The following is a 16790-nucleotide window of genomic DNA, read 5'->3' as shown; positions in this document are numbered from 1 at the left end:
CTCCTTTATCCAGCTTGTTCATTAGTGTTACCGTCATATTCCTTTAGCATTTCTGCCTGTTGCTCTGGTGTTAACTTCGCGATACCGAATCCCGTGAAGCCCCATATCGTCGCAAAGATTATTCCTGTCCAACAGAGAACAGCCCAAGGTAAATAATCTAGCGTTGCAACACCCAGCGTTCCCGCCATATAAGCACCTGCAGCTGTCCAAGGCAGAATAGGCTCGGTAATCGCCGCTGAATCCTCGATGGTACGTCCCAAGTTCTTCGGATGCAAGCCCCGACGGATATATGCTTCACGCAGCATTTCCCCTGGCATTAAGATGGATACCTGACCATTACTTGTAACTCCGATCATCGTAAGACCTGTAACAATGGTTGCTACGATCATTGAACCTGTGGAATGAACGAACTTCAAAAGCTTATTAACAATCAATTCCAAGGACTTCGTCAGAGATATGGTTCCAGCGAACGTGATTGCACAGAAGCAAATGAGAAGTGTCCCCATCATGGAGTTCATTCCGCCACGATTTAGGAGACGGGGTACATCTTCAATAACGTTGGCAGAATCAAATCCAGCTACGTGAACCATAGAAATATTAAAACCATTAACAACAGATGATACGACATCATTCAACGTAAAGCCCTGAAATATAAGTGCGTTGGCCATAGCGAACATAGAAGAGATCAGCATGACCGGTATTGTCGGTTTCTTCGTAATCGAACCATACAAGATGATTAATACAGGTACTAAGAGCAGCAGATTAAAGTCGTAAATGGTATCCAATGATCCCATGATCGTTCCAACCTTTTCCGGAATAACAGCACCCGCGGCATCTGTGTTTAGGCCTGTGATAATAAAGACAACGCTTGCAACGATAAAGGATGGAAGTGTGGTATATAGTAAATGTCCAATATGTTCATATAGATTGACACCTGTTGCTAATGCAGCAATATTTGTCGTGTCTGAAAGCGGTGACAATTTATCGCCAAAATAAGCACCTGCAACAACAGCACCAGCCACTGCCGCTAGGTTCGCATCCATACCCGCACCAACGCCCATAAATGCAACTCCGATCGTTCCCGCTGATCCCCAAGATGTGCCCGTACAAAGCGAAACGGCAGCTGTCGCCATAAATGCGGTAATAAGCAGGAATTGTGGACTAATGATTTTCAATCCATAAAAAATCATCATCGGGATCGTTCCGCCAACCATCCATGCCCCAATCATAAAACCAACCATAATCAGAATAAGAATGGCAGGCATCGTTTTCGCGATCTTACCAGCGATAGATTCTAGTATGTCGTTGTAGCTATAACCAAGAATAATCGCGATAATACCAGCAACAACCGCAGAGGTAATAATAAGTGGTTCTGGCGGTAATTCATACAACACATACCCTAAACTAAGTAGCACAATCATCGTAATAATCGGTAATAGTGCTAAGAACATCGTCGGCTGTTTCTTGACTTTTGGTGTTTCTGATTTGGACATGATTATTTTCCCCCTTGATACGGATCTGAGAAAGGCTACTAATGAGGTCTTTCAAGGTCATTGATAAAGCTTTTTTTCATTTAAATTTTTCAATGGATAGGCTTGGTACAGCCGATGAAAAGCTTCTTGCAACCTGGGCAGTGGCGTTGCAATATTTAAGCGGATAAAGCCTGCTCCTGATGCCCCAAAACCTGTTCCAAAGCTCACACTAACCTTCGCATCCGACTCAATCCATTGCTTTAGCTCTGCTTCGTTGGTGCTAATTGCCCTACAATCCACCCATAACAGATAGGTTCCTTCTGATTCGATCACGCGAAGCTCAGGCATATGTTCAGTTATATAAGCTTTCACCCAAGCGATATTGGTTGTGATATACCCTCGTAATTGTTCCAGCCATTCATCGCATTCCGTATAAGCCACTTCTAAAGCAGGTACTGCAAAAAAGGTGGGGTTATGACAGCCTGCTTGCTGTAAGCAATGTCTGAATTTCTCACGCAGCTGATCATTCGGAATCACGATATTAGCAATTTCAAGGCTTGCAAGATTGAAGGTCTTCCCTGGGGAAGTACAGATAAAGGATCGCTGCTCTGCCTCGGTCGATATCTTCCCGATTATCGTATGCTCATAGCCTTCATGGATAAAATCGGCATGAATATCATCCGATACAATATAAGCATCATACTTTGTACACAAGCTAACGATTCGTTCTAGTTCAGCTCGTGTCCATACTCGTCCAACCGGATTATGCGGTGAGATAAGCAGTACAATTTTAACCCCTGCTTGCATCCGCAACTCCATATCAGCAAAATCGATCTCATAACGCCCGTTCACTTCACGAAGCGGACTTTCCACTAATACGCGGTTATTTAGTTCTACCGATTTAGCAACCGGCTGATAGGCTGGAGTATGGATTAACACTTGATCACCTGGTTGAGTGAAGTTCTGAATGATCAGAGAAACCGCTTGCACAATACGAGGGCAAAACACGATCCATTCTTGCGGAACCTCCCAATCGTAAGCCTTTTTAATCCATCCCTGAACTGCCTCATAATAAGGTGGAAAAGGATCGGTATATCCATATATGCCATGCTTCGCCATCTCCGTTACTCGCTCTATCACCTGTGGAGGGGCTTGAAGATCCATATCCGCGACAGAAAGCGCTATCATTTCTCTGCCCAAAACTTGCGCCATACCATCCCATTTAGCGCAATTGGTCCCATATCGGCTAACAACCTTATCAAAGTCTATTGTCATCTAGCCCACTTCCTCTCTTGAGAGTTCTGTTTATTCTCACTTGATTTTTTGCAAATAACGATAAACTGTTGGCTCAGATATCATCAAGGTCTTAGCGACTTGAGAAACTCCACCTTTAAGTAGAAACACGCCCTGCTCGTTAAGTACTTTCACAAGTTCAATCTTCTCTTTCGAGGACAATCGCTCTGCCGGGACATTAATTTTACCGAGCACCGAATCAATCATGTGCTGGAGTAGGTCATCTACGTTTCCTTGTAAATACTCTTCCGTCTGCTTCTCTACAACCTCTTGTTGTGGTATTAACGGTACTGGTGGAAGTGTTGATCCTCCTTGCAAAATGTTTTGTATCCACTCAGCTGCAACCTCCATATGCGTGACATCAATGTTAATACACATCATACCGACCAATTCGCTGCTGCTGTTTTTAATATAGTAAGTAGCGGAGCGAAACACCTGACCTTGCGAACCACGCGCTTTATAGTTAGCAATAAACGGTTGCTCACGGTAGGACTCATCTTTCAACAGCTTAAGCACGAGATCTGTTGAGCTATCGCCTACTTTACGCCCACTAATGTATCCGTTCTCAATAAAAATAATTGAACGCTCTGGATTGCTTATATCATGAATAACAACCTCACATTTTGAACCTATAATTGAAGCAATAAAAGAAGCGATTGGAAAATAGGACTCCAGGCAGCTGCGATCTTCTAACATGTGAGCATCTGACTCCTTTCGTTTTACGTCTTTTCCATTTCGATAATAATTTATTATCTTGATAAGATTTTATTACAACATTCTTAAAAAAGCAATCAGTAATATATTGGAATTATTCCAGCCAATATTCTCCCATAAAATACTTACGACATACTTCCTGTAAAGCGATAATAAAAAAAGCCTTTCACCATTTCTACAAATTGCAGAAATAGTGAAAGACTATATTTACTGCTGTACCTTATTTCCTAATCATAGCTCGATACACGAATTTAGGAAGAACTGCTTGCCTGCGCCAACGCGACTTTTGTCCTTTGGCCACAGGTGCGAATAAGAGTCGATGCAGCCACTCCAAGTTGAGTTTCTTCCATATCGCAGGGGCTGGAGTCACTTTTCCCGCTATAACATCCAAGCTGCCCCCCACGCCAAAAACAACTTTTACCTGCGTGAGCTCCTTTTTGTGCTTATAAACCCATTTGTCTGAGTACGGCGCACCCATCGCAACGATCAGGAAATCCGGCTGTGCGCGCTGAATCTCTGCTACAATGGCCGGTTCCTCATCTTTAGTAAGAAAACCATTATGTCTTCCGGCAATTTTCACATTCGGATATCGCTCTGTGATCTTTTCGACCGCTTTACAGCTGGTATGCTCATCCGTACCCAAGAAATAAAAGCTCCAGCCCAGCTTATTCCCTTGCGCGAGCAGTTCAAGAAGTAGTTCATACCCCGTAACTCGTTCAGCTATAGGGTCACCTTTTCTTCTCGATGCCAGCACAATGCCAATCCCATCAGGAGTAATCAAATCTGCCTCATGGAGTATGGTTCGAAGCAGCTCGTCCGATTGACTTGTTATCGTAATTTCCGGGTTAGCCGTGATCAAATGGAAAAGTTTCGGTTCTCCGGATTGAATATGTTTTGTTAGATGAAGTGTTGTCTCGTTTAGTGTTAGTTTTGAAAAAGGAACGCCTAATATAGAGACTGTCCCAGCCATTTAATCACCTCTTACTGAAAAGTTCATTCCAGTATACCCTACCGTAATCAAGAAGGATAGTCAGCGTCATTACTCCGTTATTCCTCCAAAAGTATCTTTCGAAATTGTTTTTCCATTTTGACAAAATTATTGTCCTCCTGGTACATGGGAGCAAAGGACTCATCGTCTCGAAGATAACTCCAAAAATCGCTTGCACACTCCAAAATCTTTCGACCGACAACCGTTTGTTGCGCTATGGGAACAAGCCATTTGTCATACGGATACGGATAACCTTCAATAGTGATTGCACAGCGTAAAGCTTCTTTATAAAGGGAAACCGCTAAGAATAAGATCGGATAGGCATCGCCACGAACTACAGGATTATCTAGACTTCTGGCATAGCTTCTTAGCTGTATGTATGAATTCTTACGAAATTTCATTAGCACTTCAGGTTGGAGTGGAACATAGGAATGAAAAATTGACTTCAGATCCAGCTGATCGTAGTAAATATAGGACACTGATGCATTCCACAGCCATTCCATATCCCCACTCATTAAAGCCTCTTTGATATCAGATATTTTATGGAGTGTATAATGCCCTGTCTTCCCACTCGGAAGCCTTAAATCCATAAAAAAACTACTGTGCTCCGGAATTAGCCCTGCTTCCTCGAACCGATGATTAATACTGTTGTAAGACTCATCCTCACAAATAATGATTATATCTACATCCGACTGCCCATCTACCACCCCGAGTGCGGTCGATCCATCTAGGATAATGCTTAACCTTTTACGATCTTCTTGCAATAACGGATGATTCAGGATCTCTTGCGTAATGAACTTTCCAATCTCCTCTAGTAATTCGCGATGAAGTAGCAACTTATCAGGTGTTAGTAAAATATCCGACAATACTGATTTCATCATCATATCCATTAGCCTCCAATCGATCTCAATCCCCTTAAAAATATAGCGCTTACACTTAATCTAAAATGTAGATTTGGGAATATCATTCTATACTCTGGAGATACATCTTGCAACGATATATGTAGTACCCTTTTGCCCTTGCCCAAATATAATGAAGCATCTAGTCATTTGAAGAGGGGGTTATATCATGGCGTTACCCACCATCATAACCACAGTTCCTACATCCGTACCTGTCGGAGATATTGAGGTAAATCCAGTCACCAATCGGGTATACTTCGTAAATCCTAACACTACAGCCGGAACTGTTGGTGTATTAAGCACCCTGACCAATCGGATCATTGCAACCATACAAGTAGGTAGATTTCCGCTCAAGCTTGCCATCAACCCAAGAACAAACCGTGTGTACGTCACCAACTTCCGCGATGGAACGGTATCTGTAATTAGCGGACGGACAAACCGTGTAATCAAGACCCTCCAAGTGGGCAGGAACCCTGATAGTGTTAACGTTAATGTTCGAACGAACCTGATTTATGTGTCGAGTGCCTCTGGCATCGTAACCGTCATCGATGGCAGATCGAACTGCATTCGGACTACTATCCAGATCGGCGGCCGCCCCTCCGCTATCGTCATTAATAAACGTACCAATCGCATTTATGTAACGAATACGATAAACAATTCCGTATCTGTCATTAACGGTAGTACACAAACTGTAATAGCAACCATCAAGGTTGGCAACAACCCAGTAATCACACCTGCGCTAAATCCGATTACGAACCGTATTTATGTAGCCAACAACTTAAGCCGCTTTCTTTCCGTGATCAATGGCCATACCAATAAGCTCCTCAAGAATGTACACCTTGGACGGTTACAAAGCGAGGTCATCCTTAATCCGCTTACAAACCGTGTTTACGTGTCCAGTGCTCAACAGGTTAAACAAGGGAAGCTTTTTGTGCTTAATGGAAATACCAATAAGGTGATTGCAACTAGAGTGTTATCTTCCTCCTCCAGCACATTCATCAACCCGATTACAAATCATTTATTTGTCAGTAATTTCAATAAGAACAGGATGTCCGTGTATAACGCCAGTACGTTTAAAAGAATCGCGGTATTCCCCTCCGTAACAGGCGTAAATATTGCACTTAATCCACTAACGAACAGGTTATATGTCGCGAACGACAATTCCATCACAGTCATTCAGGATGGTCCAAGATTAACACATCATTATAAGTAATCTTTAGTTTCTTATATTTGCAAAAAAAGGCGCTTCACCTATAAGGTGAGCGCCTTTTTGAATATAGACTAATGCGTTGTAACCTGCTTAGCAGCTACTTTCTTTGCAGTCACTTTCTCTTCTGCCGTTTCCTTAGGCTGTACACCTCTTTTAATAAAGAAGGCTAGAATAAATGCAATAATCGCTACGCCTACAGATACCAAGAATGCATCGTTAATTCCTTCAATAGTAGCTTTCGCAATGACTTGATTTTGTATACCAAGCAATTGGTCTGCCGAGGGTTTAGTCGTTAATTTACTTACAGCATCAGCGACCATATCTTTCACATGTGAAGTAGTACTGTTAGACATAATGGTTACGAGCAGTGCCCCACCTATCGCCCCTGATACTTGCTGAATCGTACTGTTCATGGCTGTACCATGCGGCGTATATTTGGCTGGGATAGAATTCAAACCATTGGTCATAACTGGCATCATCACCATAGAGATCCCGAACATTCTCACAGAATATAGAATCATGAGTGTCGAATATTTAGTCGTTTCAGTCAGATCACTAAAGAAATACGTACTAATCACTACAACCGCTAGACCGATTAGCGCTAATACCTTACCGCCGAATTTGTCGAACAATTTACCTGTGATTGGTGACATAACACCCATAATTAACGCACCAGGCAACATTAGAAGTCCAGAATCCAGTGGTGAAATCCCTCTAATATTTTGCAGGTAAATCGGCATTAGCATCATCGCCGAGAACATTGCCATATTCAGTGTAATCGAAATCGCTGAGGATAAAGCGAACATCGGATATTTGTACACTCTGAAGTTAAGCATAGGCTCCTTCATCTTCATTTGGCGCATAATGAAGATCACTAATCCGATCGCTCCGATAATAAGCGCGGAGTAGACCATTGGATCATCCCATCCTTTGTTCCCAGCGGAACTGAAGCCGTATAGTAGACCTCCGAAACCAATCGCTGATAGAACTACAGATAAGAAATCGATCTTAATTGCCACATCTTTTTTAGGATCATGCAATTTGAAGAAGGCCAGAATGAACACCAATACGGCGATTGGGGCAATCATAAAGAATAGAACAGGCCATTCATAGTGCTGAATAATCCATCCAGATAATGTAGGTCCGATAGCTGGTGCAAAAATCATAACCAACCCGAACATCCCCATAGCTGAACCACGTTTTTCAGGCGGAAAGGTAGTGAACAATACATTCATTAATAATGGCATCATGATCGCAGCCCCTGAAGCCTGAACCATTCTGGCGATCAACAACACAGGGAAGCTTGGTGCTAATCCGCCGATAAAGGTTCCAATCGCAAATAATCCAATGGCGATTAAGAACAACCGTCTCGCCGTATACTTTTGAATCAAAAAAGCTGTTGAAGGAATCATGATCCCGTTCACCAGCATATAGCCCGTTGATAGCCACTGTACCGTTGAGGCACTGACATCAAAATCCTTCATAATCGATGGTAAAGCTATATTGAGTAGGGTATTACTCAGTAAAGCAACAAATGCACCAATCATGAGGATTGCCAATATCCCGTAGGACGCTTTACTTTCCTTTGCTTTCATTTTGGAATCCTCCATTCTATAATCATACTAACGGTTCAAATTTGAACTCGTGTTATAATCCAGTGTAGAATATATTACTCCCTTATTTCTCGCTTGGCAAGACAAAAATCATTTAAAATTGAAATTGTATTAAGTGGAAATATACGCTAGTCTATATTGGAACAAAGAGTTCCGCTTAAAGGGGCACCTCAGATGATAAATAAACGAAAAGAGCAAGTGGTTCATAAAGCACATGAATTATTTATTGAAAAAGGCTATCACGCCACATCCATTCAGGATATTTTGAATCATAGCCGGATCTCCAAAGGATCTTTTTATAACTATTTCCCTTCCAAAGGAGATCTCTTTAAGGCTGTATTCACGTCTATTCACATTCAGCTTGAAGAAGGGCGAAATTCAATGCTCATTGGTCAAGATCCCTCTGACATTAAGATTTTTGCCGAGCAGGTTCAGCTGGTCATGAAAATCAATAAAAAAAATAAATTATTACAGCTCGTTGAAGATGCTTTGGTCTCCAATGATCCAGACTTAATTACATTTATCAAAAAAACGAAGTTCAGCCTGCTAACCTGGGTATATGAACGTTTCCTTCATATTTTCCCTGCGGATAAGAAACCCTATTTACTGGATGGAGCCATCATTTTTAACGGAATTCTGCAAAATATGCTGCAAATCAACAATGCTATGAATGAAGTCATCACTTCTAAGCAAATCATTGATTATTGCACTACGCTTATCCAAACCATTGTTGAAGAAGTAAGTGAAATGGGCATTCAACTCATCTCACCAGATCACGTGGATAAGTTATTGCCCGCAGCGGAATACACTGATTTTTTCAATAATGATTTATCCTTTGCGACCATAAGCTTGAAGAAAGTTATAGAGAGATCCTTTGCGCCTGGTGATGCGAACCTCACCAATTATCTAAAGCTGTTATACTTTATCCAGGAAGAAATCATGAACAACAAGGAACCGAGACAGTTCTTAATCGAAAGTGCTCTACTATCCTTAAGGACATGCCCTAATCTAAATGAAGCCAAAGAGTTTAAGCATTATCAGGATGTATTATCTAAAATGCTGTAAAGCTAACTAAAAGTGTGGTGATGCATTTGTTCAAGCTATTATTAATCGAAGACGATTCAACGCTGTTTAATGAGATCAAAGAGCGACTTACACAGTGGTCTTATGATGTGTATGGTATTCAAGATTTCAGCAATGTCACGCAGGAATTTATAGAGATCAAACCTGATTTAGTCATCATCGACATCCAATTACCTAAATTTGATGGGTTTCATTGGTGCCGAATGATTCGTTCCCACTCCAACCTTCCGATTATCTTCTTATCATCCCGGGATCATCCTACGGATATGGTAATGTCGATGCAGCTTGGAGCCGATGACTATATTCAAAAGCCCTTCCATTTCGATGTACTCATTGCCAAAGTACAAGCGATTCTTCGGCGCGTCTACAATTACAACACGGATAACCTTGAGCTCAAGACATGGTGCGGAGCAACCGTGGATTATGAGAGAAATGTATTGACGCATGAAATGGGATCGATTGAGCTTACGAAAAACGAGATTTATATATTGAAATTGCTTATTGAGAAAAAAAATAAAATCGTCACCCGCGAGGAATTAATCAATAGCTTGTGGGATGATAAACGTTTTATAAGTGACAACACCCTTACCGTCAACGTAAACCGGCTGCGAAAAAAACTGGATGAGATAGGCTTAGGTAGTTTCATTGAAACGAAAGTGGGACAAGGGTATATGGCCATCGAAGAGGAAGCACTATGATTAAAAAGTATCTCTTGGAAAGAAGTAGCTGGATCCTACTAGTCCTCTTCACCAATCTTTTTATACTTTTTGTCACCTATATGGATTCATCCATCCCATTCTCTTCAGTTCTCTATCTGGTCTCCTTGTCGATGCTTTTTTTTGTGATGTTCTTAATCCTTCGCTATCCCAGAGAAACCAGGTTCTATAAAAGCTTGGTTGAGCGAGATGATGATCTGGATGTAACGAGTATCGCCACCCCCGAAAGCCCGTTTGAGCATATTATTGAAGAGAGCATTATCAATCAAGCTAAATGGTTAAAACAGGCTGCCTCAAACAATCAAATGACGTTAGAACAGGAAAAAGATGAACTATTATCGTGGATTCATGAAGTGAAGACCCCTCTGACAGCAATGCATCTAATGATGGAGCGAATCGAAGATGATGTAATGAGGAAACATCTGACCTATGAATGGCTGCGTATACATCTTCTGCTGGATCAACAGCTACATCAAAGGCGAATTCCCTTTATCGAAAATGATCTGTATATAGAACATATCGATTTAGAAACGCTTATTTTCGGGGAGATTAAGACGTTGCAATCCTGGTGTATTCAGAAGGGAATCGGCTTTGAGCTGAACTTGGAAGTAGCGGAAGTGCTTAGTGATGCCAAATGGCTGGCTTTTATTATCCGACAACTACTAACCAATGCCGTAAAATATAGTGAGGCTTCAGATATTACAGTGAGTAGCTATCAGCAATCTGAACATATCGTTCTTGAGGTGAAGGATGGTGGGCGCGGGATAGATCCAAAGGATTTACCTCGGATATTTGATAGAGGATTTACTTCCACCACCGTGCATCGCGACAATGCCGCAACAGGTATGGGATTATATTTAGCCAAAAAAGCAGCGCAATCCTTGTTGATCGTCATCGGAGTTGAATCGAGACCCGGATCAGGGACGACGTTCACTTTAACCTTTCCGCTTAAAAATGAATTTGTGAAGCTCTCAAGCGTGTGACAACAATGTCACATGCTTTTTTATTTTGTTCGGGCAATCGAAGGATAAGAACGGCAAAGCCTTTTATAATAAAGCTATACAAAAAGAACGAGTATAAAAAGGGAGTGAATCATTATGGCAATTCTTGAAGCCACTAAAATTCATAAAAGCTACGGAAATAAATTAAACAAACAATCCGTGTTGAGTGGACTGGATATTTCTATAGAAGAAGGCGAATTTGTTGGGATCATGGGCTCTTCCGGTTCAGGAAAGACCACCCTGCTTAACGTTCTCTCGTCAATTGATCAGATCAGCAACGGGTCGATTACCATTGAGGGTACTGAAATTTCTAATATGAAAGAAAAGCAATTAGCTGAATTTCGGAAAAATCATTTAGGATTTATTTTCCAAGAATACAATCTCTTAGATACGCTGACGGTGAAGGAAAACATCCTGTTGCCTCTATCCATTACCAATACCCCTAAGAAAATTGCCAATGAGAAATTCGAAAACGTCGCGAGGGAGCTGGGGATTTTAGAGTTAAAAAATAAGTACCCGAATGAAATCTCTGGGGGTCAAAAACAACGCACCTCTGCAGCTAGAGCCTTCATTCATGATCCAAGCATTATTTTTGCTGATGAGCCTACTGGTGCCTTGGATTCTAAATCTGCTTCTGATTTGTTAAACAAGCTGAGTGAATTAAATCAAAGACGAAAAGCAACGATCGTTATGGTTACACATGATCCAGTGGCAGCTAGCTATTGCAGTAGAGTTATTTTTATAAAGGATGGTACGATCTATACGCAATTAAATAAAGGAGAACAATCAAGGCAAGTCTTCTTTAATGACATCATAAAAACACAAGGTGTACTGGGTGGTGTGCAGAATGAGCATTAATGTACTGATGCTTCGAAATCTGCGAAAAAACATCAGAAATTACTATCTGTATGTATTTGCTCTCGTCTTTAGCGTGGCCTTATATTTCGCCTTTGTTACATTGCAATACGATCCTTCGATGGATGCGGTAGAAGGCTCGATCAAAGGTGGCGCAGCAATCAAGGCTGCCTCAGTCTTACTGGTCGCGATTGTATCCATTTTCCTGTTATATGCAAACACTATCTTCATCAAACGCCGGGGAAAAGAAATTGGCCTGTTCCAGTTAATAGGGATGACCAAAAGTAAAATATTCCGAATCCTTTCGGCAGAGAATTTCATCCTATATTTTGGTTCTTTAATTCTAGGAATAGCCGTGGGCTTTTCTATTTCCAAATTAATTCTTATGATTCTTTTTAAAATAATGGGGATCGATGCGATAGCATCCCTTCGTTTTTCTACCCCAGCCCTGGTTCAAACGCTGATCGTATTCTTTGTAATCTATCTTTTGATCATGCTGATGAATTATGGATTTATTAAAAGACAAAGCATTCTATCCTTATTCCGGGTGACCTCAACCACAGAAGGCAACGTGAAAAAGCTGTCCGTCTTTGAAATGATTATAGGGATCGTTGGGATTGGATTGATCCTGCTTGGCTATTCGATTTCATCTCAATTATTTAGCGGAGACTTAACATCAATGACTGAGCTATCTATAGCCATGATCACTATTCTGGCTTCAGTTATCATTGGGACTTATCTTTTTTATAAAGGCTCGGTAAGCTTTATCTTTCATCTCATTCGTAAAAAGAAAAACGGGTATCTGAATATTAAAGAGGTGTTGTCCCTCTCCTCCATTATGTTCCGAATGAAATCCAATGCCGTATTACTGACTATCATTACAACGGTATCAGCACTAGCGCTGGGTTTATTATCCTTGAGCTATATCTCGTTCTACTCTGCTGAGAAAAGTGCGAAGCTCTATGTTCCGTCAGATTTTATTCTTACGGATCTCCAGGATGCTAAACAATTTAAAGAGGCATTAACGACTGAAAATTTGATGTTTAGGGAAAAAATAACCGAAGTCATTCAAGTGGATGTAAATATAGAGAAGCTTCTGGGCGAAAATGCCAAGGCACTCGGTATGATGTCGAATAATATGACTCTTCCCGTCATCAGTGAGAATTCGCTGGAGGGCATTGATCTATCCCCGGATGAGGCCTATTTTACGAAGACAAGTAGTGCAATGGAGAAAATAATTACTATGAAGGACCAAGGTGGCATTGAATTCAAGGGACGACATGAAGTCATTCCGCAGTTTTATAAAAGAATTGATATGGAAGCCCCCGTTTTATACAATTTCACAGGTGGTGGCTTACCCCTTGCTATTGTAGACGACACGACCTTTGAACGCTTAAAGAAGGATCTAGATCCAGCCCTTCAAAGAAAGTCCTCTCTTAATATCGGCATCGATATGAAAGAACGGGCAAGCGTTGAGCAGGCTAATGAGCTTTTTCAGAATATGAAATTTGCAAAAGGCCACATAACCGACTCTCAACTGGAGACGATGAACAATCAAAAGCAAACTATGGGACTTATCATGTTTATCGTGGCCTTTCTGGGGTTAACGTTCCTGATTACCTCTGGATGCATTCTTTACTTTAAACAAATGGATGAAAGTGAGAATGAAAAGCCCAACTACACGATCCTCAGAAAGCTTGGTTTCACGCAAGGGGATCTGCTTAGAGGGATTCAGGCGAAACAATTATTTAATTTTGGGATTCCATTAGTCATTGGATTGCTTCACAGTTACTTCGCCGTAAAATCAGGATGGTTCTTCTTCGGTACAGAGCTCATGACACCGATGATTCTGGTGATGCTGCTATACACCGCCTTGTATTCGATCTTTGCAGTGCTGTCCGTGTTCTATTATAAAAAAGTGATTAAAGAGTCGCTTTAAAACAAAGAGGGTATTCCAAAAGCCATCATGGTTAGGAGTACCCTTTTACTTTACTTCTAAAACATATGATATTGCCATCCGGGTCCCGAAAATGTAGTGATCTTGCCCCCCAACCATAGGTGGTAGGTACAGTTACAAATTCTACATGAAGTGCCTTTAGTCGTTCATACTCCATATCAACATCATCAACATTAAAGCCTAATGTGAAATTACCAGATCCCCAATATTTAGAAAAATCAAATTTCATATCTGATTCCGCGGCTTGCTTTAGGTATATTGCCAATCCAGTACCCTTCGTTTCAATGGTAGCATGAATGTGATCACCTTCAGCTTTGGTTTGCAATATAACTTCATAAAATGTTGTCAAAGTGGTTACATCCTCTGTAATTAAACCAATATCAGAAAAGATCATACCTCTTCTCCCCTATCTTCATATTCAATTCTAGTTAACCCGTAGAAGACTATATCCTCGAATTTATCCCATTTTAAAATATGCCGTTTAAATTCCCCTTCAAATCTCATTCCAGCTTTTTTCATAACGTTAGAGGAGGCAGGATTTCTAGTCATTGCCGCTGCCCATATTTTATTTAATGCGAGGTCTTCAAATCCAAAATCAATTAATCGCTTAGCTGCTTCAGTCGCATAGCCATCTCCCCAAAAAGATCTTCCTACCCAATAAGCAAGCTCACCTCTTTTATGCGATTTGTCTATATTTAGACTCATACAGCCTATTAAGGTATTACTCTCTTTACCAATTAAAGCAAAAGGAAATCCTTCCCCTTCGTCTGCGCTTTTCCTACAGGCACCAATCCAAGATTCAGCCGCTCCATCAGGGTATGGATGAGGAATAGACAGCGTTGTTCTAGCTACTTCTATATCCCCAGCAAGCTCTTGAACTTTACTTGCATCTGTGGATTGAAACGGTCTTAGTATTAACCTTTGTGTTTCAAATGTAGGTTGCATAGAAAGTACCCCTCACTATTGGATTTTCAATAGATTATATTACAATTGTTGGATATTGCAATACATATATCAGCTATTCACAATCCCCAATACGAAACCATCATATCCTTTACTTCCCACTGTCTGAATGGCAGTAGCCGAAATCTTAGGCTCTTCAGCCAACAGATCATAAAATTCCCGTACGCCTACTACACGAGGATCTTTGCTATTCTTGTTAATAATTTCGCCTTCACGAATCACATTATCGCCTATAATCACCGTACCGGGCCGGGAAAATTGAAGCGCCCACTGTAAATAGTTAGGGTTGTTGGGTTTATCGGCATCAATAAATATAAAGTCAAAGGTTTCCACACCCTCTTGTTTCATCTGAGACAATTGCCCCAAAGCATCGCCTATACGAAGTTCTATCAGATCATCTACTTGAGCAAGCGCGAAATTGGCCCCAGCCACCTGAGCATGTGATGGATCTAGCTCCAAGGTAACGATATGTCCGTCAGACGGGAGCGCTCTTGCCATCCAAATTGTACTGTACCCACCCAAAGTGCCAATCTCCAGAATCCGGCGTGCACCTTTCATTTGGACCAATAGGTTAAGGAATTTACCCTGACTAGGTGAGACATCAAAGGGCGGCAGCCCTGCCTGTTGATTGGCGAACAACACTTCCTCCAGCACGGAGTCCTGTGGAATTAGACGCTCTGTAATGTACTGATCGACTTTATCCCATGTAGTCGTTTGATTCATATTTATCACTTCTCCTTTGATTTTAATTACTTTACTTAAAAGAACACTCCAACCTACAATTAGGGATCGTTCGTACCTACGAGAAGTGTTTGGACTTCCGGCCGCTGTTGTCTTCAGATTTCTTTAATTTACTAATTGATAGTGGGTGAAATCTAAAGACAAAGGCGGTCGCTAACGCTCCTACAGTTCCAAACCTCCTCTTCGTTACTCCCTTTCCCTAACTAAAGATTTAAGTTCAAGTTCAACTTCATACCTGTATTGTAAATCAGTTATAATCATAAATATAATATATATTTAAATCTAAACTATATATTAATTATATGAATTAAACGATAACAGATAGGAGCTTAACCATGAATCTACACGCCTTGCGCTTATTCCATGTAATCGCATCGACAGGAAGTGTGACACGCGCCTCCGAAACTTTAAATATCAGTCAGCCTGCGATTACGGCTCAGATCAAGAAATTCGAAAAGGAACTATCCTTCGCCCTATTCAAGCCTCAAGGTAGAGGAATTGCTTTAACGGATGCGGGTGAAGAGCTTACCCTACTCGCGAAAAGACTGTTCGCCGTTGAACAGCAGATCGAACAATTTGCTCAAGATTACGTAAACGGCACGAATGGAAGTATTCGTCTAGCCGCGACGTATTTGCCCGCTCACTTCCTTATTCCTACCTGGATCGCAAAGTTCAAGCAACAATATGAGCAAGTGGAAATGGTGATTACCACCACCAATTCAAGCGATGCCCTGAAGCAGCTGTTAAATGTAGACGTGGATATGGCGATTTACGGAGGGATTACCGAGGCCTATCCAGATACGATCCGGACAGAAGAGTTATTTCAGGATGAGTTATGGTTTGTGGTCGCACCCCATCATCCCTATGCACATCAGCGAATTTCTTTATTCGAAATGATGAAGGAGCCCTTTGTCATGCGTGAGGAAGGGAGTTCGACGAGAGAGAGATTATTATCGTTATGCCGTACATATAATACGCCAGCTCCCACGATCTCTTTGCAATTTAACGGACTTCATGAAGCGATTCAAGCCGTTATCGCCGGGTATGGCGCCAACTTCGTCTCTTCACTCGTTGTTCGCGAATATGTTGAACGTGGAGAGTTATGCCGAGTTTATGTTGAAGGCATACATCTGAAGAACAGCATTGCGATCTGTACGCGAAAAAATGAACCGTTATCCGCCTCGGCGGCAAACCTTATTCAAATGATTCGCCAAAATCCTTATACGATGTAGCATTTTTCAAAAAAAGACTGCTCTCTAGGCTGACTATATTCAGCCCGGAAAGC

At 41.4% G+C, this 16790-nt stretch carries 16 protein-coding genes; 7 read left to right on the top strand and 9 right to left on the bottom strand.

Annotated elements, in window-relative coordinates; genetic code table 11:
- Positions 1-5 precede the first annotated feature (5 nt).
- The 5 genes from nhaC to ACWNM1_RS03805 form a co-directional block, all read right to left on the bottom strand.
- On the bottom strand, positions 6-1493 hold the full coding sequence (nhaC, locus tag ACWNM1_RS03825) for a Na+/H+ antiporter NhaC (protein ID WP_449599950.1): 1488 nt from the start codon (positions 1491-1493) through the stop codon (positions 6-8).
- A 57-nt stretch (positions 1494-1550) separates the two neighbouring features.
- A complete protein-coding gene (locus ACWNM1_RS03820; protein ID WP_449599949.1) occupies positions 1551-2747 on the bottom strand; it encodes a MalY/PatB family protein in 1197 nt (398 codons plus the stop codon).
- Positions 2748-2783: 36 nt separating this feature from the next.
- Positions 2784-3461 carry a helix-turn-helix transcriptional regulator gene (locus ACWNM1_RS03815; protein WP_042184354.1) on the bottom strand — a complete coding sequence of 226 codons (678 nt, stop codon included), beginning with the start codon at positions 3459-3461 and terminating at the stop codon, positions 2784-2786.
- A gap of 238 nt (positions 3462-3699) precedes the next feature.
- The gene (locus ACWNM1_RS03810; protein WP_449599948.1) at positions 3700-4449 is read right to left on the bottom strand and encodes a WecB/TagA/CpsF family glycosyltransferase; all 750 of its coding nucleotides are present in this window, start codon (positions 4447-4449) and stop codon (positions 3700-3702) included.
- Between the two features lie 77 nt (positions 4450-4526).
- Positions 4527-5351, bottom strand: a complete 825-nt coding sequence (locus ACWNM1_RS03805; protein ID WP_449599947.1) for a nucleotidyltransferase domain-containing protein — start codon at positions 5349-5351, stop codon at positions 4527-4529.
- A gap of 184 nt (positions 5352-5535) precedes the next feature.
- On the opposite strand from ACWNM1_RS03805, the gene ACWNM1_RS03800 reads away from it, so the two are divergent.
- Positions 5536-6579, top strand: coding sequence for a YncE family protein (locus tag ACWNM1_RS03800; RefSeq protein WP_449599946.1), 1044 nt, complete (start codon positions 5536-5538; stop codon positions 6577-6579).
- Positions 6580-6647: 68 nt separating this feature from the next.
- On the opposite strand, the gene ACWNM1_RS03795 is transcribed toward ACWNM1_RS03800, so the two are convergent.
- The gene (locus tag ACWNM1_RS03795; RefSeq protein WP_449599945.1) at positions 6648-8171 is read right to left on the bottom strand and encodes a DHA2 family efflux MFS transporter permease subunit; all 1524 of its coding nucleotides are present in this window, start codon (positions 8169-8171) and stop codon (positions 6648-6650) included.
- A 192-nt stretch (positions 8172-8363) separates the two neighbouring features.
- On the opposite strand from ACWNM1_RS03795, the gene ACWNM1_RS03790 reads away from it, so the two are divergent.
- The 5 genes from ACWNM1_RS03790 to ACWNM1_RS03770 all read left to right on the top strand — a co-directional run bounded on the left by ACWNM1_RS03790 (position 8364) and on the right by ACWNM1_RS03770 (position 13783).
- Positions 8364-9254: a TetR/AcrR family transcriptional regulator gene (locus tag ACWNM1_RS03790; protein ID WP_449599944.1), complete on the top strand. Its 891-nt coding sequence runs from the start codon at positions 8364-8366 to the stop codon at positions 9252-9254.
- A 26-nt stretch (positions 9255-9280) separates the two neighbouring features.
- Positions 9281-9970, top strand: coding sequence for a response regulator (locus ACWNM1_RS03785; protein WP_449599943.1), 690 nt, complete (start codon positions 9281-9283; stop codon positions 9968-9970).
- Entirely contained in the window at positions 9967-10971 is a 1005-nt protein-coding gene (locus ACWNM1_RS03780) for a sensor histidine kinase (RefSeq protein WP_449599942.1), read from the top strand. The genes ACWNM1_RS03785 and ACWNM1_RS03780 overlap by 4 nt, the downstream gene beginning before the upstream one ends.
- 114 nt (positions 10972-11085) lie before the next feature.
- On the top strand, positions 11086-11847 hold the full coding sequence (locus ACWNM1_RS03775) for an ABC transporter ATP-binding protein (RefSeq protein ID WP_076285161.1): 762 nt from the start codon (positions 11086-11088) through the stop codon (positions 11845-11847).
- Entirely contained in the window at positions 11837-13783 is a 1947-nt protein-coding gene (locus ACWNM1_RS03770; RefSeq protein ID WP_449599941.1) for an FtsX-like permease family protein, read from the top strand. The genes ACWNM1_RS03775 and ACWNM1_RS03770 overlap by 11 nt, the downstream gene beginning before the upstream one ends.
- Before the next feature lie 31 nt (positions 13784-13814).
- Here the strand turns inward: ACWNM1_RS03770 and ACWNM1_RS03765 are convergent, their stop codons facing one another.
- From ACWNM1_RS03765 to ACWNM1_RS03755, 3 genes are all read right to left on the bottom strand, one after another.
- On the bottom strand, positions 13815-14195 hold the full coding sequence (locus tag ACWNM1_RS03765; RefSeq protein WP_234532699.1) for a VOC family protein: 381 nt from the start codon (positions 14193-14195) through the stop codon (positions 13815-13817).
- A complete protein-coding gene (locus tag ACWNM1_RS03760; RefSeq protein WP_449599940.1) occupies positions 14192-14746 on the bottom strand; it encodes a GNAT family N-acetyltransferase in 555 nt (184 codons plus the stop codon). Before ACWNM1_RS03760 ends, ACWNM1_RS03765 begins: the two co-directional genes overlap by 4 nt.
- Before the next feature lie 69 nt (positions 14747-14815).
- On the bottom strand, positions 14816-15487 hold the full coding sequence (locus ACWNM1_RS03755) for an O-methyltransferase (protein WP_449599939.1): 672 nt from the start codon (positions 15485-15487) through the stop codon (positions 14816-14818).
- Positions 15488-15840: 353 nt separating this feature from the next.
- On the opposite strand from ACWNM1_RS03755, the gene ACWNM1_RS03750 reads away from it, so the two are divergent.
- Positions 15841-16737 carry a LysR substrate-binding domain-containing protein gene (locus ACWNM1_RS03750; RefSeq protein ID WP_449599938.1) on the top strand — a complete coding sequence of 299 codons (897 nt, stop codon included), beginning with the start codon at positions 15841-15843 and terminating at the stop codon, positions 16735-16737.
- The last annotated feature ends 53 nt before the right edge of the window (positions 16738-16790 follow it).

The organism is Paenibacillus sp. Marseille-Q9583, assembly GCF_976954365.1.
This window is presented reverse-complemented; position numbering and strand designations above follow the sequence as displayed.

Coding starts and splice junctions, on each gene's coding strand:
- ACWNM1_RS03805 (WP_449599947.1), bottom strand. CDS start 5,351: ATGATGATGAAATCAGTATTGTCGGATATTTTACTAACACCTGATAAG.
- ACWNM1_RS03755 (WP_449599939.1), bottom strand. CDS start 15,487: ATGAATCAAACGACTACATGGGATAAAGTCGATCAGTACATTACAGAG.
- ACWNM1_RS03770 (WP_449599941.1), top strand. CDS start 11,837: ATGAGCATTAATGTACTGATGCTTCGAAATCTGCGAAAAAACATCAGA.
- ACWNM1_RS03750 (WP_449599938.1), top strand. CDS start 15,841: ATGAATCTACACGCCTTGCGCTTATTCCATGTAATCGCATCGACAGGA.
- ACWNM1_RS03790 (WP_449599944.1), top strand. CDS start 8,364: ATGATAAATAAACGAAAAGAGCAAGTGGTTCATAAAGCACATGAATTA.
- ACWNM1_RS03820 (WP_449599949.1), bottom strand. CDS start 2,747: ATGACAATAGACTTTGATAAGGTTGTTAGCCGATATGGGACCAATTGC.
- ACWNM1_RS03815 (WP_042184354.1), bottom strand. CDS start 3,461: ATGTTAGAAGATCGCAGCTGCCTGGAGTCCTATTTTCCAATCGCTTCT.
- ACWNM1_RS03775 (WP_076285161.1), top strand. CDS start 11,086: ATGGCAATTCTTGAAGCCACTAAAATTCATAAAAGCTACGGAAATAAA.
- ACWNM1_RS03765 (WP_234532699.1), bottom strand. CDS start 14,195: ATGATCTTTTCTGATATTGGTTTAATTACAGAGGATGTAACCACTTTG.
- ACWNM1_RS03795 (WP_449599945.1), bottom strand. CDS start 8,171: ATGAAAGCAAAGGAAAGTAAAGCGTCCTACGGGATATTGGCAATCCTC.
- nhaC (WP_449599950.1), bottom strand. CDS start 1,493: ATGTCCAAATCAGAAACACCAAAAGTCAAGAAACAGCCGACGATGTTC.
- ACWNM1_RS03800 (WP_449599946.1), top strand. CDS start 5,536: ATGGCGTTACCCACCATCATAACCACAGTTCCTACATCCGTACCTGTC.
- ACWNM1_RS03760 (WP_449599940.1), bottom strand. CDS start 14,746: ATGCAACCTACATTTGAAACACAAAGGTTAATACTAAGACCGTTTCAA.
- ACWNM1_RS03810 (WP_449599948.1), bottom strand. CDS start 4,449: ATGGCTGGGACAGTCTCTATATTAGGCGTTCCTTTTTCAAAACTAACA.
- ACWNM1_RS03780 (WP_449599942.1), top strand. CDS start 9,967: ATGATTAAAAAGTATCTCTTGGAAAGAAGTAGCTGGATCCTACTAGTC.